The organism is Rhodobacter sp. SY28-1, from assembly GCF_005222785.1.
Classification (GTDB): domain Bacteria; phylum Pseudomonadota; class Alphaproteobacteria; order Rhodobacterales; family Rhodobacteraceae; genus Tabrizicola.
In genome coordinates, this window is the sequence record NZ_STGH01000003.1 from 704,062 (window position 1) to 726,074 (window position 22,013).

Annotated in this window: 17 protein-coding genes; 4 read left to right on the plus strand and 13 right to left on the minus strand. The window is 64.4% G+C overall.

Translation table 11 applies throughout. The features are described from left to right. The 4 genes from pgl to E8M84_RS17650 all read right to left on the minus strand — a co-directional run bounded on the left by pgl (position 1) and on the right by E8M84_RS17650 (position 3,589). Positions 1 to 672 (minus strand): 6-phosphogluconolactonase, encoded by a 672-nt coding sequence (gene pgl / locus E8M84_RS17635; protein ID WP_137112504.1) that lies wholly within the window; start codon positions 670 to 672, stop codon positions 1 to 3. Next, entirely contained in the window at positions 669 to 2,120 is a 1,452-nt protein-coding gene (zwf, locus tag E8M84_RS17640) for a glucose-6-phosphate dehydrogenase (RefSeq protein ID WP_137112505.1), read from the minus strand. Before zwf ends, pgl begins: the two co-directional genes overlap by 4 nt. A gap of 94 nt (positions 2,121 to 2,214) precedes the next feature. Continuing rightward, positions 2,215 to 2,913: an MgtC/SapB family protein gene (locus E8M84_RS17645; protein ID WP_205914634.1), complete on the minus strand. Its 699-nt coding sequence runs from the start codon at positions 2,911 to 2,913 to the stop codon at positions 2,215 to 2,217. Between the two features lie 91 nt (positions 2,914 to 3,004). Beyond that, complete coding sequence (locus E8M84_RS17650; RefSeq protein WP_137112507.1) at positions 3,005 to 3,589, minus strand: HNH endonuclease; 585 nt, start codon at positions 3,587 to 3,589, stop codon at positions 3,005 to 3,007. A 307-nt stretch (positions 3,590 to 3,896) separates the two neighbouring features. Between E8M84_RS17650 and E8M84_RS17655 the strand changes: the two genes are divergently transcribed. The 3 genes from E8M84_RS17655 to E8M84_RS17665 are packed head-to-tail and all read left to right on the plus strand — an operon-like array spanning position 3,897 to position 6,120. After that, positions 3,897 to 4,364, plus strand: coding sequence for a lytic transglycosylase domain-containing protein (locus E8M84_RS17655; RefSeq protein WP_137112508.1), 468 nt, complete (start codon positions 3,897 to 3,899; stop codon positions 4,362 to 4,364). A gap of 38 nt (positions 4,365 to 4,402) precedes the next feature. Next, positions 4,403 to 5,323: a diacylglycerol kinase family protein gene (locus tag E8M84_RS17660; protein ID WP_137112509.1), complete on the plus strand. Its 921-nt coding sequence runs from the start codon at positions 4,403 to 4,405 to the stop codon at positions 5,321 to 5,323. Then, positions 5,320 to 6,120, plus strand: a complete 801-nt coding sequence (locus tag E8M84_RS17665) for a metallophosphoesterase (protein ID WP_137112510.1) — start codon at positions 5,320 to 5,322, stop codon at positions 6,118 to 6,120. Before E8M84_RS17660 ends, E8M84_RS17665 begins: the two co-directional genes overlap by 4 nt. A 58-nt stretch (positions 6,121 to 6,178) precedes the next feature. On the opposite strand, the gene E8M84_RS17670 is transcribed toward E8M84_RS17665, so the two are convergent. The 7 genes from E8M84_RS17670 to E8M84_RS17700 form a co-directional block, all read right to left on the minus strand. Then, on the minus strand, positions 6,179 to 7,711 hold the full coding sequence (locus E8M84_RS17670; protein WP_137112511.1) for a trimethylamine methyltransferase family protein: 1,533 nt from the start codon (positions 7,709 to 7,711) through the stop codon (positions 6,179 to 6,181). Between the two features lie 102 nt (positions 7,712 to 7,813). Then, a complete protein-coding gene (locus E8M84_RS17675) occupies positions 7,814 to 9,445 on the minus strand; it encodes an alpha-D-glucose phosphate-specific phosphoglucomutase (RefSeq protein WP_137112512.1) in 1,632 nt (543 codons plus the stop codon). Continuing rightward, the gene (glgX, locus tag E8M84_RS17680; protein WP_276607134.1) at positions 9,442 to 11,544 is read right to left on the minus strand and encodes a glycogen debranching protein GlgX; all 2,103 of its coding nucleotides are present in this window, start codon (positions 11,542 to 11,544) and stop codon (positions 9,442 to 9,444) included. The genes E8M84_RS17675 and glgX overlap by 4 nt, the downstream gene beginning before the upstream one ends. Before the next feature lie 29 nt (positions 11,545 to 11,573). Beyond that, positions 11,574 to 12,995 (minus strand): glycogen synthase GlgA, encoded by a 1,422-nt coding sequence (gene glgA, locus E8M84_RS17685; protein ID WP_137112514.1) that lies wholly within the window; start codon positions 12,993 to 12,995, stop codon positions 11,574 to 11,576. Positions 12,996 to 13,055: 60 nt separating this feature from the next. Then, positions 13,056 to 14,327, minus strand: a complete 1,272-nt coding sequence (gene glgC / locus E8M84_RS17690; protein ID WP_137112515.1) for a glucose-1-phosphate adenylyltransferase — start codon at positions 14,325 to 14,327, stop codon at positions 13,056 to 13,058. Positions 14,328 to 14,367: 40 nt separating this feature from the next. After that, positions 14,368 to 16,539, minus strand: a complete 2,172-nt coding sequence (glgB, locus tag E8M84_RS17695; protein WP_137112516.1) for a 1,4-alpha-glucan branching protein GlgB — start codon at positions 16,537 to 16,539, stop codon at positions 14,368 to 14,370. A 21-nt stretch (positions 16,540 to 16,560) separates the two neighbouring features. Continuing rightward, positions 16,561 to 18,954 (minus strand): glycogen/starch/alpha-glucan phosphorylase, encoded by a 2,394-nt coding sequence (locus E8M84_RS17700; RefSeq protein WP_170971980.1) that lies wholly within the window; start codon positions 18,952 to 18,954, stop codon positions 16,561 to 16,563. Between the two features lie 252 nt (positions 18,955 to 19,206). Between E8M84_RS17700 and E8M84_RS17705 the strand changes: the two genes are divergently transcribed. Continuing rightward, complete coding sequence (locus E8M84_RS17705) at positions 19,207 to 19,404, plus strand: heavy-metal-associated domain-containing protein (protein ID WP_137112517.1); 198 nt, start codon at positions 19,207 to 19,209, stop codon at positions 19,402 to 19,404. Here E8M84_RS17705 and E8M84_RS17710 read toward each other — a convergent pair. Together E8M84_RS17710 and argE are read right to left on the minus strand one after the other, a co-directional pair. Then, positions 19,401 to 20,741: an FAD-binding oxidoreductase gene (locus E8M84_RS17710; protein WP_137112518.1), complete on the minus strand. Its 1,341-nt coding sequence runs from the start codon at positions 20,739 to 20,741 to the stop codon at positions 19,401 to 19,403. The genes E8M84_RS17705 and E8M84_RS17710 overlap by 4 nt on opposite strands. Beyond that, on the minus strand, positions 20,738 to 21,913 hold the full coding sequence (argE, locus tag E8M84_RS17715; protein WP_240790439.1) for an acetylornithine deacetylase: 1,176 nt from the start codon (positions 21,911 to 21,913) through the stop codon (positions 20,738 to 20,740). Before argE ends, E8M84_RS17710 begins: the two co-directional genes overlap by 4 nt. Positions 21,914 to 22,013: the final 100 nt, after the last annotated feature.

Here is a 22,013-nt window from a genome sequence, read left to right on the forward strand (position 1 = left end):
TCATTCCGCCCAATGCACGGTTGCGTTGTCCAGAACCGCCCGAACAGGCGCTTCCATCAGGGTCAGGGTTAGCGCTCGCTCCAGCGCGTCGCGCTTTTCCTGCCCAGTAATCAGGACATGGATGTTGAACGCCCCGCGCAGGACCGGGGCCGTCAACGTGATCCGGGGTTCCCCCGCCGCCTCGGCCCGCATCGGCAGCAGAAGCGGTGCGCTTGCCGACAGCGCCTCCTCCAGCCGGTCCGCGCCGGGGAAGAGGCTCGCCGTATGCATGTCGGCCCCCATGCCCAGAAGCAGGACCGAGATCGGCAGATGCGGCCGCAGCCCATCTTCCAGAGCCTCCAGCATTTCCTCCGGCTGCTCGGCCGGAGCATAGAGTGGCACAAGCCGCGCCTGCGCCGCACGACCGCGCAGAAGCCGCTCGCGCAAAAGCCGCGTGTTCGAGCGATCCGAGGATTCCGGCACCCAGCGTTCGTCGTTCAGAACGACCGCGACATTGGCCCAGTCGATGTCCACCCCTGACAGCGTGTCAAAGATCGGCCCCGGCGTGGTCCCGCCCGGCACCGAAAGGGTCGCCTTCCCTTCCCGCCGCAGGAAATCCGCCAGTTGTCCGGCGATGGTATTCGCCAGCCCAAGCATCAGGAATTCCCGGTCAGGATAGGTTTCCAGCTTCATTCGCGTATCTCCCGCCAGCGCCGCCCGTCGCGGTGCATCAGCATCAACGCATCTTCGGGGCCCGAGGATCCGGGGTCATAGGTCTGAGGCTTGTCGCCGCGGGCTTCCCAGCCCTGGATGATAGGGTCGGTCCAGGCCCAGGCGGCCTCGACTTCATCCCCGCGCATGAACAGGGTCTGGTTGCCCCGGATCACGTCCATGATCAGGCGCTCATAGGCGTCGGGCACGTCCTCGGCATCGTCGATGGCATCGGCAAAGGACATGTCGAGCGGCACCTGCATCAGGCGCATGCCGCCCGGTCCCGGCTCCTTGATCATCACCATCAGGTTCATGCCTTCGTTCGGCTGCAGCCGGATCACCAGCACGTTCTCGTGCCAGCCCGACGCATCATCGAAGATGGCGTGTGGCGGCTGCTTGAAGGTGATGGCGATTTCGCTGGCCCGCGCCCGCAGCCGCTTGCCCGTCCGCAGGTAGAACGGCACCCCCTGCCAGCGCCAGTTGGAAATCTGCACCTTCAGCGCGATGTAGCTTTCCGTCCTCGAGGCCGGGTTCTCGGAATGGACGACGTAAGATTTCTCGCCTTTCCCCCCGCCATACTGTCCGCGCACGATATCTTCATGCGTGACCGGCTTCAGCGCGCGGATGACCTTCAGCTTTTCGTCCCGCACCGCGTCAGGATCGAAATGGTATGGAGGCTCCATCGCGATCAAGCAAAGAAGCTGCATCAGGTGGTTCTGCACCATGTCCCGCATCGCGCCCGACTTGTCGTAATAGGCCCCGCGCCCGTCGACCCCCACCGTCTCGGCCACGGTGATCTGGACGTGGTCTATGTATTCGGCCTTCCACAGCGGCTCGAACAGGATATTGGCGAAGCGCACCGCCATCAGGTTCTGGACGGTTTCCTTCCCCAGATAATGGTCGATGCGATAGATCTGCGTCTCGTTGAAATGCTTGGCCAGCACCTCGTTCAGGGCCTTAGCACTCGCCAGGTCCCGCCCAAAGGGCTTTTCCACCACGATCCGGCTCCACGCATCCGCAATGCCGTTCTCGGACAGCCTTTGCGCAATGTCACCGAACAGGCTGGGCGCGACCGAGAAATAGAAGGCCCGCACCACGTTCTCGCGCATCAGGGCCTTCAGTGCGGCCCAGCCATTCGTTCCGGTCGCATCAATCGCGACATAGTGGATGCGCTCCAGGAACGCTTCGATCGCTGTCGCATCCTGCCGCGCCTTCGGGACGAACTCGGCAATCGCCTCACGCACCTGCTGGCGGAACGACTCGTCCGTCAGATCGGCCCGCGCCGCGCCGATGATCCGGCTCTCGGCCACCATCTGCCCGGCCATGAAGCGACGATAGAGCCCCGGCAGGATCTTGCGGCGGGCCAGATCGCCGGTCCCCCCGAAGATCACCAGATCGAAGACATCGACCGGAATGACACGCGAAACCATGACCGTCTCCCAGGAAGGCGCTGTTAGCGCTAACGGCGCCGTCATACAGCCTGCATGCCCTTCTGTCTAGCATCGCTGAACCCGGGGGGGAACATCAGCTGTCATCAAGCGCTTCCCAACGCACCCGCAAAAGCCCGGGCTCGGCGGCAAGGCGCTGCACCGCCTGCTCCAGACCCGTCTCGCCGACCCCTTCGGCCGTCACCGTCGCAGACAGGTCAAGACCCCTGCCCGCTTCCGCCTGACCCACCCCGATCTCGGACAGATGTAGCCCTCCCAACGTCAGGGTTCGCAGCATCAGCCCTCGCACCTCTGCCTCCTGCGCCGGGTCGACCGCCACCTGTACCCGGTAGGCCTTGACCACTGGCACCCCGGCACGGGTATAGCGCTTCAGCAACTTGACCAGCGGCCGAAGTCCCAGGTTCACGAAAACCACGAGGCCGGTCAGCAGCAGGGCATGCTCCCAGGCGCCATGCCCGGCCATCATGCCCACCCCCGCCGAACACCACAGCGTGGCGGCGGTGTTCAGCCCGTGCACGTTGAAGCCGTCGCGAAAGATGATCCCGGCCCCCAGGAAGCCGATGCCTGACACGATCTGCGCCGCAACCCGCGTCGGGCTCACCTCATCGGGATAGAGGCCCGAGAAGATGACAAAGCTCGCCGCCCCCAGCGCCACCAGAGCATTCGTCCGCAGCCCCGCCATCCGTTGCCGCACCTGGCGCTCCGACCCGATGACCGCCCCGCAGGCCAGCGCAGTGAACAGATTGATCGCGGACGTTTCCAGGGGGGTGAACAAGGGCGTGCTCCGGGTGGAAAACCCGCAGACAATCACCACACCGCCGGATTGTGAAGCTTTTGTAACGGCATTGTAACGCCCGACAGCGACGTCACGCCTCCAGTTCGGCGTCCCAGTACAGATAATCCATCCAGCTTTCGTGCAGATGGTTCGGCGGGAACCGGCGGCCATGCGACTGCATCTCCTCGGCCGAGGGCGCGCGCGGCAGACGGTTCAGGTACATCCCGGCCTGCTTCAGCGTGCGCGAGCCCTTGCGCAGGTTGCAGGGGGAACAGGCTGCGACGACATTCTCCCAGCTGGTGATTCCGCCCTTCGACCGCGGCAGAACATGGTCAAAGGTCAGATCGCCCTTCGCCCCGCAATACTGGCAGCAGAATTCGTCCCGCAAAAAAAGATTGAAGCGCGTGAATGCCACGCGCTTCTGGGGTCTTACGAACTCTTTCAGCACAACGACCGAGGGTATCCGGAACTCCTGTCGCTGGCTGTGCACCACCGCGTCATATTCGGCGACGATCTGCACCCGGTCCAGGAAGGCCGCCTTGATCGCCTCCTGCCAGGGCCACAGCGACAAGGGATAATAGGACAGCGGCCGATAGTCGGCATTCAGCACCAGCGCAGGATAGTGCTTCAGCGCGGCCGGATCGCGCACGAACTGGGTTCTGAAATCGCCGTCCATCACGTCAAAGACTCCACCCTTCGCCTGTCAGCCATCCGACCGCAGGGCGGGGAGTCCCGCCCCGTTGTCCGAACTATATCTGGCGTTCTGCCCATGGCAACCCCCAAGCATCTGAGTGTGTTCGGGGCTTGTCCACAGGCCTTCTGCCAAAGCCGGGTAACACCGGAATGACGATATCTTGGGCAGTTGCGCACAATTGCCCGGCCAGATGCTGCCCATACCGCGCGTGTCAGGGTTGTCAGCCCCCTTGCCTTCCCGGTATCAGGCCGCAACCCCAAGGGGAAATGACGCAAGTGGAGCGCCGCCAATGACCCTGTCCCGCCGTGTCCTGATCCTTGCCCCGGCCCTGGCCCTTGTCGCGGCCTGCGGTCGCCGCGCCGCCCCGGTTGCGGTCTCGTCCTCTGACCTGCACCACGGCGAGACGCCCGAGATGCGCGCCCTGATCCGCAAGTACGCCGCCATCCACGACATCCCCGAAAGCCTGCTGCACCGTGTCATCCAGCGGGAAAGCGATTACAACCCGGGCGCCCGGAACGGCCCCTACTACGGGCTGATGCAGATCCTGCCGCAGACTGCGCGCACCATGGGCTATCAGGGGCCGCCCGAGGGCCTGCTCGATGCCGAAACCAACCTGATGTACGCGGGCAAGTATCTGCGCGGGGCCTGGCTGGTTTCGGGCGGGTCGCAGGACCGCGCCGTGATGTGGTATGCCAAGGGCTATTACTACGAGGCAAAAAGAATGGGCCTCTTGAAGGAAACCGGCCTGCGCACCTAGGTGTTGAGCCATCATTGGTGAAGCGCAGGACGGACCTGATGGCACAGTCGAAGGCCCAACCCGACATCTGCGTTCTGTCCAACCCGAAATCAGGGACTTCGCTGCGCAATCCCGGCGCGGTCGACCGGGCCATGGCGGTCTTCGGGCCGCGGGCGGAATTGCGCCCGTTCTCAGGCGACCCCGCCGATGAAGCCGCTCGCGCGGTCCGCGACGGCTTCCGCATCGTGGTTGCCGCAGGCGGCGACGGCTCGGTCGCGGGCGTCGCCCATGCGCTTGCTGGTACCGGCTGCGCCCTCGCCGTCTTGCCGCTTGGCACCTTCAACTACTTCGCCCGCGGCCTGAAGATGCCCGAGGACCCCGAGGCCGCAGCGCGTGCCATCCTCGACGGCCAGCGCCATGACATCAACGTCGGCACGCTGAATGGCCGGGTCTTTCTGAACAACATCGCCATCGGCATCTACCCGGCGATCCTGGAAGAACGCGAAGCCGCCTATGCCCGCTTTGGCCGCTATCGCCTTCTGGCTCATCTGGCGTCATTGCGCACAATCCTGCGCTTTCAGCAGCCGTACCGGATGGAACTTTATCAGGACGACACCCGCCATCGCATCCGCACGCCGATGCTGTTTGTCGCCCGCTCGGCCTATCAGCTGGACCAGTTCGGGCTGGAAGGCGGCGATGCGATTTCAGATGACCGGTTCGTCATGTTCCTTGCGCATCAGCAGACCCGGCTTGGCTTTTTGCGCCTGGCCTGGCGGCTGATCCGAAAACGGGTGGATCACGGCCGCGACGTCATCGTCTCGACCCCGCGGCGCATCGCCGTTGCCGTGCGCGGGCGGCGGAAGATTTCCGTGGCGCTGGATGGTGAAAAACTGCGCATGCGCCTGCCCCTGCGCATCCAGCTGAACGACCATGTCCTGCAGGTCATCCTGCCCCCGGCCAAGATCGATGACCCTCTATGAGCCGCATTCTCCACCTTTCCGATCCGCATTTCGGCACCGTCGATGACCGGCTGGTGCAGCCCTGTCTTGACCTTGCGCATCGCATGCAGCCCGATCTCTGCGTGATCTCGGGAGACCTCACCCAACGCGCGCGGGCAGACCAGTTCCGGGCAGCGCGAGATTTTATGGCCCGGCTGCCCGGCCCCGTGCTGGTTGTGCCCGGAAACCACGACATGCCGCTGGAGAACCTGCCGCTGCGGCTTCTGGCCCCTTTCGTCGGCTACCGTCGGGCCTTCGGGCGCAATACCCAGCCGCAGGTCCACCTGCCCGATGCGGTGGTGCAAGGCGTGAACACCGCCAATCCGCTGGTCTGGAAGTCTGGGCGTCTGCGAAGCTCCTCGGTTGCACAATTGCGGCAGACCTTTGCCGCTGCGCCAAAGGAACGCTGGCGCGTCGTCGTGATGCACCATGCCCCGGTCCCTGCAGCCGATGGCACGCCCGCCGACATCGCCGATCCGGCCGAAACTCTCGCCGCGCTCGCGGATGCAGGCGCCGATGTCGTCCTGTCGGGACACACGCACATGCCCCACACCGGCTTTGCCGAAACCGCCGCGGGGGTCCTGTTCCTACAGGTCGGCACGGCACTGTCGACCCGACTGAAGACCGGCGCCAATGACCTGGCGTTGGTCACGCTCGGCACCGGACAGATCACCGTCGAAAGCTGGATTTGCGCCTCCGGTGAGGAGGGATTCTCAGCCGCCCCATCCGTCACTTACACTCGTCCGGGGCTGGAATGGCAGAAGTTGCCAAATCCTTAACGTCCGCGGCCAAGTCATTGATTCTCAATTGTATCCCGGTTTTGTCCACCGTGGACACTCAGTACCACGCATCCGCCATCCCGGCCTTTTTCCGCCCAACGAAGTCATGCAGGGCCTCCCTGATGCCGTCGTCCAGCGCCGGAGCCTCATACTCCGCCAGCCGCTTCTTCCACAGCTTGTTGGCCCGGGTTGCGGCATCGGTCGACCCCGCCGCCTCCCACTTCTCGAAGGGCTCGTTGTCGGACAACTCACTGTCCCAGAACGCCGTCTCGTAGTGTTTCATCGTGTGGGAACAGCCGAAAAAATGGTTGCCCGGCCCGACCTCGGCAAAGGCATCGACGGCCAGCTGATCGTCGTCGATCCTGATCCCGTCCAGATAGGCATGCAGCGCCCCGCAAAGGTCGGCATCCAGCATGAACTTCTCGTAGGACATGCTGAGGAGACCATCCAGGAACCCCGCCGAATGCAGGATGAAGTTCGCCCCGCAATGGACAGCCGCCAGCATCGACATCGTCCCTTCCATCATCGCCTGCCCGTCCGGCAGCTTGGAGGTCGTGAAGTTCCCCGAACACCGCAGCGGCAGGTTCAGGCGGCGGGCCAGTTGACCGATCACCTGACTGCCAATCGCCGGTTCCGGCGTCCCGAAGGTAGGCGAGCCGGACCGCAGGCTCATCGACGACAGGAAGTTCCCGAAGATGACCGGAGCCCCCTTCCGCTCCAGCTGCGTCAGCGCGCAGCCGGCCATTGTCTCGGCCAGCGACTGCACGATCCCGCCCGCGTTCGTGACCGGCCCCATCGCCCCGCCCAGGATGAACGGGACGATCACCGCCGCCTGATTGGCCCGCGCATAGGCCCGCAGCGCGTTCGTCATCGTCCCGTCCCACACCAGTGGCGAGTTCACGTTGACGTTGCCCAGGATCACGCAGTTCTGGTCGACGAAGTCGCGGCCGAAGACGATCCGGCTCATCTCGATGCTGTCTTCCGCCCGACTTTCGGCGGTGACCGAGCCCATGTAGGGCCGGTCCGACAGCTCGATATGGGCCAGAACCATATCAAGGTGCCGCTTGTTCACTGCCACATCCGTCGGCTCACAGATCGTCCCGCCCGAGTGGTGGAAGTTGGGGCTGGACTGCGCGAGTTTGATGAAGTTGCGGAAGTCCTCGATGGTCCCGAACCGACGGCCGCGGTCAAGGTCCATCACGAAAGGGCTGCCATAGGCGGGCGAAAAGACGACGTTCTTCCCCCCGATCTGCACCGAATTGGCCGGGTTGCGGGCGTGCTGGGTGAAGACGGATGGCGCGGACTTCAGGATTTCCCGCAGCATCCCGGGGTCAAACTTGACAAGCAGCCCGTCGACCTTGGCCCCCGCCCGCTTCCAGTGATCCAACGCCACCGGATCATCGCGGAACTCGATGCCCGTCTCGGCAAGGACCCGGTCGGCCGCCTTTTCGATGCGGACGAGATTCTCCTCGGAGAGCACGTCATAGGTCGGGATGTTGCGGACGATGTAGGGTCGCCCCATCCCGCCACCCTTCTGCGCCCGCTCCGCCTGCCGCGCCTGACGTCCCGACCTGACCCTGACCTCGCCCATCCCCGCCCTCCAGAACTCGACAGTAGTGTCAGGTTTGTCGCAAACGGCCCACAAGGCTGGTCAGATCACGACTCCTGAAGGTCAGGAAACGCCCGATTGCGGTTAGGTCACGACATCAGGCTCCGTCCGGCCGGTGTGCCCCGATATCCCGGCGATCTGGTGCGCCGCCCGGATCACCGGGGCCAGCGCCTCTTGCGCGTCAAGATCAAGGCCGCCGGGGCCTACCGCGTAACGCTCCAGATAGACCCGCAAGGTGGCACCTTCCGTACCTGTGCCCGAAAGGCGGTAGACGATGCGGCTGCCATCCTCGAACAGCACCCGCACCCCCTGCTTCTGGCTGACCGAGCCATCGACCGGATCCGTGTAGGCAAAGTCATCCGCCGCCTGAACCGTCATACCCTCGACCTGCTGCCCCGGCAGGCTTGCCAGCGACCCGCGCAAAGCGGCGAACATGGCATCCGCCTTCGCCGTCTCGATCGCCTCGAAGTCATGACGGCTATAGTAGTTGCGCCCGTACATCGACCAGTGTTCGCGCAGGATGTCGGCCACCGACTGCTTCCGGACCGCCAGGATGTTCAACCAAAGCAGGATCGCCCAAAGTCCGTCCTTTTCCCGGACATGATCCGAGCCGGTGCCAAAGCTTTCCTCGCCGCAGATCGTCGCGCGCCCGGCGTCGAGGAGGTTCCCGAAGAATTTCCACCCCGTTGGCGTCTCGTACTTCCCGATCCCCAGGGCATCCGCCACCCGGTCTGCCGCAGCCGAGGTCGGCATCGACCGCGCCACGCCTTTCAGCCCCTTGGCGTAACCCGGCGCGAGATGCGCGTTCGCGGCCAACACCGCAAGGCTGTCGGACGGCGAGACATATATGCCCCGTCCCACAACCATGTTCCGGTCCCCGTCCCCGTCGCTCGCCGCGCCAAAATCCGGGGCGGCGTCCGAGAACATCTCGTCCATCAGCGCCTTGGCCCAGGTCGGGTTCGGGTCGGGGTGCATGCCGCCGAAATCCGGCAACGGGGTCGCGTTGACGCAAGTCCCCTTCGGCGCCCCAAGCCGGTTCTCAATGATTTCAACGGCATAGGGACCGGTGACGGCGCACATCGAATCCATCCGCACCCGGAAGCCGCCCGCGAACATCGCCCGAATCGCGGGGAAGTCGAACAGCGTCTCCATCAGCGCGGCGTAGTCGGTCACGGGGTCAACCACATCGACCACCATCGAACCCAGCTGGTGCCGTCCGACGGTCCCCAGATCGACATCCTGAGCCTCCAGCACCTTGTATTCGGTGATCTCGGTCGTCCGCGTGTACATCGCCTCGGTCACGCCCTCGGGCGCCGGGCCACCGTTCGGCATGTTGAACTTGACCCCGAAATCCTCATTCGGCCCGCCTGGATTGTGGCTGGCGGACATGATGATCCCGCCATCGGTTTTGTTCAGCCTTATCAGATGGCTGGCGGCCGGAGTTGAAAGGATCGCGCCTTGCCCCACGATCACCCGCGCCGCCCCGTTCGCCGCCGCCATGCGCAGGATCACCTGTGCCGCGCGGTCGTTGAAATAGCGCCCGTCGCCACCAAGGACGAAGGTCTTGCCCCCAGCGCCGACCACGTCGAAGATCGACTGGACGAAATTCTCCAGATAGTGGCGGCCCATGAAGACCGGCGTCTTCTTTCGCAGCCCGCTGGTCCCCGGCTTCTGCCCTGCGATGGCTTCAGTCGCGACAGTGGTGATCTGGGTCATGGCTCGGTTCCCCTTGAAGTGCTGGTGACGGACCGGAAAAGCAGAACGGAATGGGCCGGCGCCTCGGCGAAATCCCGGATGGGAGCGGTCGCTTCGGGCAGCGTCGGCCGGGTAGTGTCAAGCACCAGCACCCAGCCCGGCGCGGTGTCGGGCAAGTGCAGAGGCGTCGCCGCGCCGGTGTTGAAGACGGCAAAGATCGCATCCGGGCTGGGGTCGCCGCCCTCGGCCGCCATGCGCAGCTCGACGCAGAGGCAGCGAAAGGCGGGATCATGCCATTCCTCGAACTGCGGGACAGTGCCATTCGCCCGGCGCCAGATGACATCCGGAATTTCGTCCGACGGTCGCGGCCGTGAATGCAGGAAGCGGCGCTGACGCAGGACGGGCAAGGAGCGGCGCAGGGCAGCGAGCCGCTGGACGAACTCCAGGAACGACGCATCGGCCTTTGACCAATCGAGCCAGGATGTTTCGTTGTCCTGGGCATAGGCGTTGTTGTTGCCGCCCTGGCTATGGCCGATCTCGTCCCCCGCCAGAAGCATTGGAACGCCCTGCGAGAGCATCAGAGTGGCCAGAAGGTTGCGCTTGCGCAAGGCGCGCGCCGCCAGGACCTTGGCATCCCTGGTCGGCCCTTCGACGCCAAGGTTGTCCGAGTGGTTCTCGTGGTGGCCGTCGCGGTTGTCTTCACCGTTGGCGAAATTGCGCTTGACGGTGAAGCTGACCAGATCGGCGAGAGTGAAGCCGTCGTGGCTGGTGACGAAGTTGACTGAAGATGTCGCCGCGCGGCCGGAATGGTCGAAGCGTTCGGCACTGCCCAGAAGCCGCGCCGCAAGGTCGCGTGTCATTCCGGCGTCGCCCTTCCAGAACCGCCGGACCCCGTCGCGGAAGCGGTCGTTCCATTCGTGGAACGGGTGCGGATAGGCGCCAAGCTGATAGCCGCCGGGACCGATGTCCCAAGGCTCGGCGATCAGTTTGACGCGAGACAGGACCGGGTCCTGCCGGATGGCATCGAAGAACCCGCCGTTCGGGTCGAAGCCATGCGCCTCGCGCCCCAAGGCCGTGGCCAGGTCAAAACGGAAGCCGTCGACGTGGGCCGCTTCCACCCAGTAGCGCAGGGAATCCATCACCATCCGCAGCACCATCGGGTGGGTCAGGTTCAGCGTGTTTCCGGTGCCCGCGTCGTTGACATAGTACCGTCCGCCACCGGCGAGGCGGTAGTAACTAGCGTTGTCGAGCCCGCGGTAGCAGACTGTCGGACCCCACTCATCCCCTTCCGCCGTGTGGTTGTAGACCACGTCGAGGATCACCTCGATCCCGGCCGCATGAAAGCGGCGGACCATGGTCTGGAACTCCCAGAGCGCGCCTTGGGACATGTACCGGGCTTCGGGGGCGAAGAAGCAGAGGGTGTTGTAGCCCCAATGGTTCCGAAGGCCCTTCGACACCAGAAAGCGGTCGTCGATGTAGGCCTGGACGGGCAGAAGCTCGATCGCGGTGACGCCCAGCTTGTGCAGATGCTCGATCACCGGATCGGAGGAGAGGCCGAGGTAGGTCCCGCGCAATCCCTTGTCGACACCGGGATGCAGCGCAGTCATCGACTTGACATGCGCCTCGTAGATCAGCGTGTCGACCCGCGGCGTGCGCGGGGCCTGATCGTTGCCCCAGGTGAAGGAGCTGTCGGTGACCACGGCCTTCGGGACCGCAAAGGCGCTGTCGCGGGTGTCGAAGGACAGATCCCCACGCGCCGAGCCGATCTTGTAACCCATCAGCGCGTCGGACCATTTCAGTCGACCTTCCAGCGCGCGGGCGTAGGGGTCGAGAAGCAGTTTGTGCGGATTGAAGCGGTGACCCTGTTCGGGGGCATAGGGTCCATAGGCGCGAAAGCCGTAGACCGTCCCGACGGTCAGCCCGCCGACATGGATGTGCCAGATGTCGCCATCGCGTTCCGGGATCGGCAGGCGGGCGAGTTCCTTACGGCCATCGGGGGTGAACAGGCACAGTTCGATCCGTTCGGCATGGGCCGAGAAGACGGCGAAGTTAACCCCGTCGCCGGTCAGGCTGGCACCCATCGGCCAGGGTCGCCCTGCACTGACAGCATGTCCCTGCAGCCTGGCCGGCAGCGATACCGCCTGCGGTGTCACGCGGTCAGCCCTTCGTAAAGGTTTGCATAGGCGACAGCCGAGGTTTCCCAGCCCACCGGATGTGCCATCGCGTTCGACCGCAGCTTGGCCCAGAGTTTCGGCTGACGGTGCAGGTCGAGAAGCTGCGACAAGGCACGCCCGAAGGCGAGCGCATCGACCGGGTGGAATGTCACCCCCGTCGCCGCCCCTGCCGCCAGCGTGGCCGGATTCGCCCCGATCACCGTGTCGGCAAGTCCGCCCACCATGCTGACGACGGGAAGCGTCCCGTAGCGCAGCCCGTACATCTGCGTCAGCCCGCAGGGCTCGAACCGGCTGGGGACGAGCACGGCATCAGCCCCGGCGAAAAGCCGGTGACTCAGCCCCTCGTCATAGCCGATCCGCACCGCGACCCGGCCCGGAAAGCGGTCAGCCAGGTTGCGCACCTGCGCCTCCATCCCGGGATCGCCAGAGCCGAGCACGATCAACCCACCGCCGCCCAGGACAAAGTCCGGGACGACGGCAGGCAGAAGGTCGATCCCCTTCTGGTCGGTCAGGCGACTGACGACGATGGCCAGCGGCCCCGGAACGTCCAGCCCGAAGTCCTGGCACAGCCTCTCACGCGCGGCGGTCTTGCCCGAGATCGCCTTTCGATCAAAGGCCGTGTCCTCACGCGATGGATCCCAAACGGACGTATCCACCCCGTTCAGGATACCCGAGACGACCGGCGCGCGACTGGAAATCACCCCCTGCAGGCCCATGCCGAATTCCGGACGCATGATCTCGGCGGCGTAGGTGGGCGAAACGGTGGTGATCCAGTCCGACGTGACAAGCGCCGCCTTCAGGGTCGAAATCCCGCCGTAATACTCCAGAGCCTCGGGGTGGAAGGCATGGCCCGGCAGCCGCAAGACGCCCAGCAGATGGGCCGGAGCCCAGCCCTGGAAGGCAATGTTGTGGATTGTGATGACGGACTTGCAGCCACCGTTGCCATGATAGGCCAGATAGGCCGGGGCCAGCCCCGCCTGCCAGTCATGCGCGTGCAGGACGTCCGGCTTCCAATCCGCCAGCCCTTCGCGCGCGATCCGGGCGGCCACCCAAGACAGCGCCGCAAAACGGATCGCATTGTCCGGATGCTCTCCCAGAGGTCCCGAATACGGCCCTCCCTCGCGGTCATAAAGATGCGGTGCGTCCAGCAGCAGAAGCGGCACGCCATCGACGTCGCCCGCATGCACCTTGCCCGGCCCGCCCCAAAGATCGGGTTCTTCCCAGACGACCGGCCAGCCCTTCGTCCGCGCCCGCAAGGCGCGATAGGCAGGCAGCAGCACGCGCATGTCCCAGCCCGTGGCCTTCAGCGCGGCGGGCAGCGCCCCCACCACATCGGCGAGACCCCCGGTCTTGACCAGGGGCACGCATTCCGAGGCCACCGACAGCACTCTGCCCATTCGCCTTGCCTTTCCGTAACTTCCCGCCCGGAGTTAACGTCAACTCCGGGCAAGGTCCAGTCAGCCCAGAGCCTTCGCCCGGGCGTTCAGCATGTCCTGGGTGACCAGAACGATCCCGTTGTCGGTCCGGCGGAACCACTTGGCATCGGCCTCCGGGTCCTCGCCGATGACCAGACCTTCCGGGATGACCACGCCCCGGTCGATCACGCAGTTCTTCAGCTGCGCCTTGCGGTTCACCGTCACCTGCGGCAGCGCGACGACGTATTCCAGGCTGGAGAAGCTGTGCGTCCGGACGCCGGTGAACAGCAGCGAATTCCGCACCTCGGATCCTGAAACGATGCAATCGCCCGAGACGAGCGAGGAGACCGCCATGCCCCTTCGCCCGTCCTCATCGTGGATGAACTTTGCGGGCGGCACGATCTCGGCATATGTCCAGATCGGCCAGGAACTGTCGTAGATGTCGAGTTTCGGGATGAAGTCGGTCAGATCGATGTTCGCCTGCCAGAAGGCGTCGATGGTTCCCACGTCACGCCAGTAGGGCTCGGTTTCCAGGCCGGAGGTCACGCAACTGTCCGAGAACTTGTGCGCCACCGCCTTGCCGTTCTTCACGATGGACGGGATCAGGTCGAAGCCGAAGTCATGGGTCGAGTTGTCGTCCTGCATGTCGCGGATCAACAGGTCGCGCAGGAAGGCCCAGTCGAAGACATAGATCCCCATGCTGGCCAGCGCATGGTCCGGATCGCCCGGGATCGCCGGCGGATCCTTCGGCTTTTCCAGAAAATCGGTGATCCGCATCGTCTTGTCGACATGCATGACGCCGAAAGCGGTCGCCTCCATCCGGGGAACGGTCAGGCAGCCGATGGTCACATCCGCCCCGGCCTCGACATGCTGGCGGAGCATGACTTCGTAGTCCATCTTGTAGATGTGGTCGCCCGCCAGCACGATCACGTACTTGATCCCGTAGCTGTCGACGATGTCGATGTTCTGCGCGATGGCGTCCGCCGTGCCGCGATACCAATTCACCTCATCCATCCGCTGTGAGGCGGGCAGGATGTCGAGGTATTCGTTCCGTTCCGCCCGGAAGAAGCCCCAGCCTCGCTGGACGTGGCGGATCAGGGAGTGGGCCTTGTACTGCGTCGCAATCGCCATCTTCCGGATGCCGGAGTTCAGCGCGTTCGACAGCGCGAAGTCGATGATCCGGGTCTTGCCGCCGAAATAGACCGCCGGTTTTGCACGCCGGTCGGTCAGTTCCTTGAGGCGACTGCCGCGGCCGCCGGCCAGAACAAAGGCCATGGCCTGAGACGACAGACGCTGGTTCGGTCTTGGTTTCATCACATCCCTCCCCGGATGGGCGGTCATTGCCGCCTGATGTTCAGTCCTGTTGCAGATAGACTGCCGACAAGGGCGGCAGCGTGACAAGCGCCGATTGCGTCTGGCCATGCCAGGGCGTCTTTTCCGTGGTCACCCCTCCCAGGTTGCCACGGTTGCCCCCGCCATAGGCTTCGGCGTCGGTGTTCAGGATTTCATGCCACTTGCCCGCGGCAGGCAGGCCCAGCCGGTATTTGCGCTCCAGCGGGGTCATGTTGACGACCGCGACGACCTGCGGGTCGCCCTCGTTGCCCTTCCGCACCCAGGAATAGACCCCGGCCTCGGCATCGTTCGACTCGATCCAGGCAAAACCCTCGGGCCGGGTGTCGTTGACGTGCAGCGCATGGGTCTCGCGGTAGACGCGGTTCAGGTCCCGCACCAACTGCTGCATGCCCCGATGTTCAGCAATATCAAGCTGATGCCAGTCGAGGCTCTGGTTGTGGTTCCACTCGGCCCCCTGCGCAAACTCCTGCCCCATGAACAGAAGCTTTTTGCCAGGATGGGCCCACATGAACCCGTAGTAGGCGCGCAGGTTGGCGAATTTCTCCCACCCGTTGCCCGGCATTTTCGCCAGCATGCTGCCCTTGCCATGGACAACCTCGTCATGGCTGATCGGCAGGATGTAGTTTTCGGACCAGGCATAGACGAGGCCGAAGGTCATCTGGTGGTGATGATACTTCCGGTAGATCGGGTCCTTCTGCATGTAGGACAGGGTGTCGTTCATCCACCCCATGTTCCACTTGAACCCAAAGCCAAGGCCGCCCCAGTTCGCCGGGCGGCTGACGCCCGGAAAGGCCGTCGATTCCTCGGCAACCGTCATGATGCCGGGGCATTCGCCGTAGGCGGTGATGTTCATCGACCGCAGCACATCGATGGCCTCGTAGTTCTCCCGACCGCCATCCTTGTTCGGCACCCACTCGCCGTGCTTGCGGCTGTAATCGCGGTAGAGCATAGAGGCGACGGCATCCACGCGGAGACCGTCGATGTGGTATTCCTCCAGCCAATACAAGGCGTTGGAGACGAGGTAGTTCTTCACCTCGACCCGACCGTAGTTGTAGATCAGCGTATTCCAGTCCTGATGGAAGCCTTCGCGCGGGTCCTGGTGTTCGTAAAGCGCCGTGCCGTCAAAGCGGCCAAGTCCATGCGCATCCGTGGGGAAATGCCCCGGCACCCAGTCGAGGATGACGCCAAGGCCCTTGCGGTGCGCCGCATCGACGAAGGCGCGGAATTCGGACGGCGTGCCGTGGCGGATCGTGGGGGCAAACATGCCCACGGGTTGATAGCCCCAGGAGCCGTCGAACGGATACTCGCTGACCGGAAGACACTCGATATGGGTGAAGCCCATGTCGGCGGCATAGTCGACCAGCTGTTCGGCCAGTTCCTGATAGCTCAGCATCCGGTTGCCCGGCGCGCGCTTCCACGATCCCAGATGCACCTCGTAGACGCTGATCGGTGCGTCTACCGTATGCTTTCCGGCCCGCGCCTCCATCCATGCGCCATCATGCCAGTCGCCACGAATTGTCCTGACAACCGAAGCATTTGCGGGCGGATGTTCAGATCCGAACCCGACCGGATCGGCCTTGAGCGGCATCACTGCGCCGCCCGGCCCCTTGATCTCGTACTTGTAGGCTGTGCCTTCGGTCAGGCTCGGGATGAAAATCTCCCAGACCCCCGTCCCGCCCCGGCGGCGCATCGGGTTGCGGCGGCCGTCCCAGACGTTGAAATCGCCCACCACCGAGACCCGTTCGGCATTCGGGGCCCAGACCGCGAAATGCACGCCGTCCACGCCTTCGTGGTTGATGACATGCGCGCCGAGCGCCTGCCAAAGCCGCTGGTGGCTCCCCTCACCCAGAAGGTATTCGTCCATCTCTCCAAGGACTGGAGCAAAGCGATAGGGATCCTCGAATTCCCAAGTATTGCCAAAGCCTTCCGCACGAAACCTGTAGTTCGCCTTCCGCGCCAGCTGATGCGTGAAAAGCCCCGGGAGGCCCGGATAGGGCGACGCCTCCGCCACCGTCTTGCCTGACAGCACCCAAAGCCGCTCGGCCCCCGGAACGAAGGCCCGTATCTCCCAGCCTTTGGCCCCCTTATGCGGTCCGAGAACGCCAAAGGGATCGCCATGCCAGCCCCCGGCAATCGCCTCGGCCGCTCCCCTGTCGAGTGTCGTCTCAGCCATGCTCCCCCTCCCGAAAGCGTGTCAGAGGGCAGACGTCGCCTGCCAGATCTCTTCCATGTAACTGCGGATCGTCCGGTCGGACGAGAAGAACCCGCTCCGCGCCGTGTTCATCGCCGCCATCTTCCACCAGCGATCGCGGTCAAGATAGGCCTTGTCCACCTCGCCCTGCGCGGCGTGGTAGGCCGCGAAATCGGCGGCCACCAGGAAGTAGTCGTGGTGCCAGACCCGGTGCACAAGGCCATGATACCGCTCCGGCTCATCGGGCGAGAACCGGCCTTCGGCAATCATCTGCAACACATCCATCAGTGGCTGGCTCGCCTCGATCGCCTTCTTGGCATGGTCAGGGTCTTCGCGCCGCTTGGCAACTTCCTCGGCGGTCAGGCCGAACAGGAAGAAGTTCTCCGCACCGACCTCCTGCAGGATTTCCACGTTGGCCCCGTCCAGCGTCCCGATCGTCGGCGCGCCGTTCATCATGAACTTCATGTTCCCGGTGCCGGATGCCTCTTTCCCCGCCGTCGAAATCTGCTCTGACAGATCTGCCGCCGGGATCACCCGTTCCGCCATGGTGACGTTGTAGTTTGGCGGGTAGATGATCTTCAGCAGATCGCCTGACACGGGGTCAGAATTAACGACCTCGGCCACGTCGTTGATAAGACGGATGATTTCCTTTGCAACCGCATAGCCTGGCGCGGCCTTCCCACCGAAAACCTTCACCCGCGGGACCCATCCCGCCTTGGGGTTCGACCGCACCTTGTGCCAGTGCGCTATGGTTTCCAGGATGTTCAGCAACTGCCGTTTGTATTCATGAATCCGCTTGATCTGCACGTCGAACAGCGCATCGGGCGACACCGAAATCCCCATCTCGCGCCCGATCCAGTTCGACAGCACCACCTTGTTTTCGCGTTTTGCCGCAGCAAACCCCTGGCGGAAACCCTTGTCCGCAATATGCGGTTCCAGCGCGCGCAAGTGGTCGAGGTCTGCTTCCCAGCCCGCACCGATTGTCTCGGTAATAAGCGAGGACAGTGGTCGGTTCGCCATGCGCAGCCAACGGCGTGGCGTCACGCCGTTGGTCTGGTTGATGATCCGTCCGGGATGCAGGCCGTTCAGTTCCGGGAACAGGTTCTTCTTCACCAGATCCGAATGCAGCGCTGAGACGCCATTCACCTTGTGGCTCATGATGAAGGCGAGTTCGCCCATCCGCACTTCCTGGTGCTTGACGATGCCCACATAGTGCGGCCGGTTCGGATAGGCGCGGCGGTGCCAGCTGTCGATCCTCTCGACGATCTGCATGTGGCGTGGCAGCACATTCCCGAACGTGAAAGTGGCCCATCTTTCAAGGGCTTCCGGCAACAAGGTATGGTTGGTATAGCCCAGACAGGCCCGCGCGATGGTCAGGGCCTCATCGAAGGGCAGTCCATGTTCGTCCGACAGAAGGCGGATCAGTTCCGGGCCTGCTATCGCCGGGTGGGTGTCGTTCATCTGGATCGCGACGTGCCGCGGCAGGGCGCGGAGGTCCGCATGGTTGGACAGATAGCGCCGCAGGATGTCCTGCAGGGCGGCCGAAGTCAGGAAGAACTCCTGCTTCAGCCGCAACTCCTTGCCCTGGTAGGTGGTGTCATCCGGGTAGAGCACGCGCGACAGGGTCCGCGCCAGCGTCTCCGGTTCTGCTGCAGCCGTGTAGTCCCCACGGTTGAAGCGTTCGAGGTCGAAGTTCGTCGTCCCCTTCGCCCCCCAGAGCCGCAGGGTATTTGCCCATTTTCCCTGCCAGCCGATGACGGGGGTATCGTAGGCCTCGGCGGTCACCGTCTCCTGCTGATACCAGACGTCCTTTCCATCGCGGCTTTCGACATGACCCTTGAAACCCACGGTGTAGGCGCTTTCGGGTCGCGCAAATTCCCACGGATGCGCCTGTGCAAGCCAATTTTCCGGCGTTTCGATCTGGCGGCCGTGATCGAAGTGCTGGCGGAAGAGGCCATGCTCATACCGGATCCCGTAGCCATAGGCAGGGCAGCCCAGCGTTGCCATCGATTCCATGAAGCAGGCCGCCAGCCGCCCCAAGCCGCCATTCCCAAGCGCCGCGTCGGGTTCGTCGTCGATCACGGCACGCAAATCGACGCCCACGGCAGCCATCGCCTCGTTGGCCGCATCATAGAGCCCGAGGTTGATCGTCGCGTCCTCAAGGATCCGACCGATCAAGAACTCCATCGACAGATAGTAGACGCGCTTCTTGTCTTCGGCCCAGGTCCGTCGGGTAGACGCGAACCACGGCTCGACGATCTGGTCGCGGATCGCGTGGCTTAGCGCCATGCGCCAGTCATGGACAGACGCATGCGGGGCGTCCTTGCCCACCGTGAAGGTCAGATGGCGCAGGATGTCGGCCTGCAGAAGGTTCGGGGTCACACTGAGGTCGGTCACGGGCTTATCCAGCAAGGTCTACTCCTGAGGAAGCCTAAGCGCCGCAGGACGGCGGTCAAGCAAGCTTTCGGGGGCTTGCGGTCAAAACGACCTGTTACCGCAAACATTAAGTCCATTTAGTTGATTTAAAGCGGTTTGGAAATCCGATTCGGCGAAATTCGCGGAAGATCGGCAGCGATGTCGCACTTCCCGCACAAGCCCTTGACGCGGCGACAAAGCTGAGACCCAATCGCCGGTGAAGAGGACAGGCCCATGACCACACTTTCCGTTCCCGACATGAGCTGCGGCCACTGCAAGGCCACGGTCGAATCCGCGCTTGGCACCGTGCCGCAGGTCAGCGAGGTCAAGGTCGACCTTGGAACCCGCAAGGTCGAAGTGATCGGCACGGCCCCCGCCGCCGCGCGGTTGAAGGCGCTGGACGATGCAGGCTACCCTGCGACCGTCGACTAAAGACTCGGGCCCGGTTCTATCCGGCTGACATCACTGAACCGCGACAGGCGAAAGCGGCTGAGGTCGTGGCCCACGGGTCGGCCCATCACCAGATCCGCTACGACGCGCCCCATGCCCGGCCCGATCCCGAAGCCGTGCCCGCTCATCCCGGTGGCGATGGTCAGGCCGGGGATCGGGGCGTGGTCGACGATGGGCACCACATCCGGCAGGCTGTCGATCATGCCGGCCCAGGCGGTCTTCAGCTTCGGTCGGCCCAGCGAGGGGAAGGCCCTGGCGAAATTTTCCTGCACCTCGCCCAGGGTCTGCATGTTCGGCGCAGGGTTCAGGATGCGCCGCCGCTCAAAGGGGCTGGGCGCATCCATCGACCAGCGGCGCGGGGTGCCCCAGGCGTCCGGGAAGCCTTTCGGGGCCGCCAGACGGAAATTGGTCGACCGGAAATCCTTTTTCAGAACGGGCAGATAGACACCGAAACTGCGGAAAGCATCGCGCCCGATGAAGAAGTCGTGTCGCGCGCCAGGGGCAATCGAATAGCCCCCGTCCGCACGCCGCCGGAAGGCGAAGTCATCGTCCGCCGCATTGCCCGGAAATATCTCCGGCATCGGTTCGGTTGCCGCCACCGAAGCCAGAACCGACAGCTGCGGGATGCTGATCCCGTGCGCACCGAGGAACAGCCGCGACCAGGCCCCTGCCGCCACGACGACATGGTCGCAGGCGATGCGCCCTGCCTCGGTCACCACCCCCGCGACCCGGCCCGCCGCCAGGTCCAGCCCCCGCACCGCGCAGGCCTCGCGGATCACAACGCCCTTCTCCTCAGCCACCGCCGCCAAAGCCGGGACCGCCACCCAGGGCTCGGCGCGTGCGTCCGAGGCGGTCCAAAGCGCGCCTTTCCACGGCGCGGCGGCCCCCTTCAGCATTGCCATAGTCTCACCGGCGGTCAGCAGCCGCGTATCAAGCTGGTGCGCGCGGGAATGCTCTGTCCAGGCCTCGAAGCCCTCGATCTCACGCTCGGTTTTCGCCAAGTACAGCACACCGGTCTGCTTGAAGCCCAGCCCTTCGCCCATCTCGGCCGCGAGGCGCTTCCAGATCGACAGGCTTTCGACCATGATCGGCAATTCGCCCGGGTCCCTGCCCTGCTGGCGCACCCAGCCCCAGTTCCGCCCCGATTGCTCCCCGGCGATGTGCCCCTTCTCGCAGACGACAACCGAAAGGCCCTTCTCGCGAAGGAACCACGCCGTCATCACCCCGATGACGCCCCCGCCCACCACAACAACATCCGCGCGCGGCGGCAACGCCCCGGCAAAGCGGACCGGAGAGGTCTCCGAAATCGGGAAGCTCATGCGCAACGCTCCAGCAGCCGATCCATGAAGCGGTGGCCCGCCTGGAACTCGGACACCTCCAGATACTCGTCCGCCTGATGCGCCTGGGCGATGTCGCCCGGTCCGATCACCACTGCCGAGTAGCCCGCATCCTGGAACTGCCCGGCTTCCGTGCCATAGGAGACCACGCCGGTTGCATTGTCCCCGGTCAAGGCCCGCGCCAAGGCGTCGGCCGCCCCGTCCACCTCGGGCCGCAGGGGGGACACGTCGAAGAACTTGTTCAGATGAACGCCCGCCTCGGGGCGCTTCGCCTTCAGCGCCCTGTCCAAAGCCATTGCCGCCTCGCGGAACGCCCCGGCATGAGCCTCGATGTTGTCGTCAGGCACGCAGCGCATCTCGACCGCGAACCGGCAGTCCCCTGCCGTGATGTTGTCCGCTGTCCCGCCATGGATCCGCCCCACATGCAGCGTCGTGAACGGCGGATGGAACCGTGCGCCGATAGCGCCCGGCGCCTTCGCCTGGATCGCATCATTGTGGTCGTTGACCCACTGGATCAGCCGCGCCGCCTCCATCACCGCCGAAACGCCCTCGGGCAACAGCGAGGAATGCACTTCATACCCCTTCACATGCACCGCATAGCCGGTGCCCCCCTTGTGCCCGGTGATGACCTTCATCCGCGAGGGTTCGCCGATCAGCGCGATCTCACCCTTCGGCACCACCTCCTGCATCGTGCGGATCATTGGCGGGGCGCCTGTGCAACCCACCTCCTCGTCGTAGGACAGCGCCAGTTGCAACGGCCGTGCCACGCCCCGCGACTGGGCCTCGACCACAGCCCAGACTGCCAGCGCCACATAGCCCTTCATGTCACAGGTCCCGCGCCCGTAAAGGCGACCGTCGCGTTCAACCACTGTCCAGGGGTCCGAAGTCCAGTCCTGCCCGTCCACCGGCACCACGTCGGAATGGCCTGACAGGACCACCGCGCCTTCCACCCACGGGCCCGCATGGGCAATCAGCGCCGCCTTCTGCCGGTCCTCGTTCCAGTGCCGGAAGCACTTCACCCCCTGCCCCGTCAGATAACCCTCAAGCCAGTCGACGAGCTCTAGGTTCGATTCGCGGCTGACCGTCGGAAATTTGACCAACTGATCCAGAATCTGACGCGGCGTCAGCACGGCCATCGCGATTTCCCTTGCCATGACTACATTTGGTAGCCAGCCTGTCTTCGGGTCCAGGCCAAGTCAATATCTGGCAAAGTGACGTAAGGTTCGGTCATTCTGCCTGATGAACAGTCTGGAA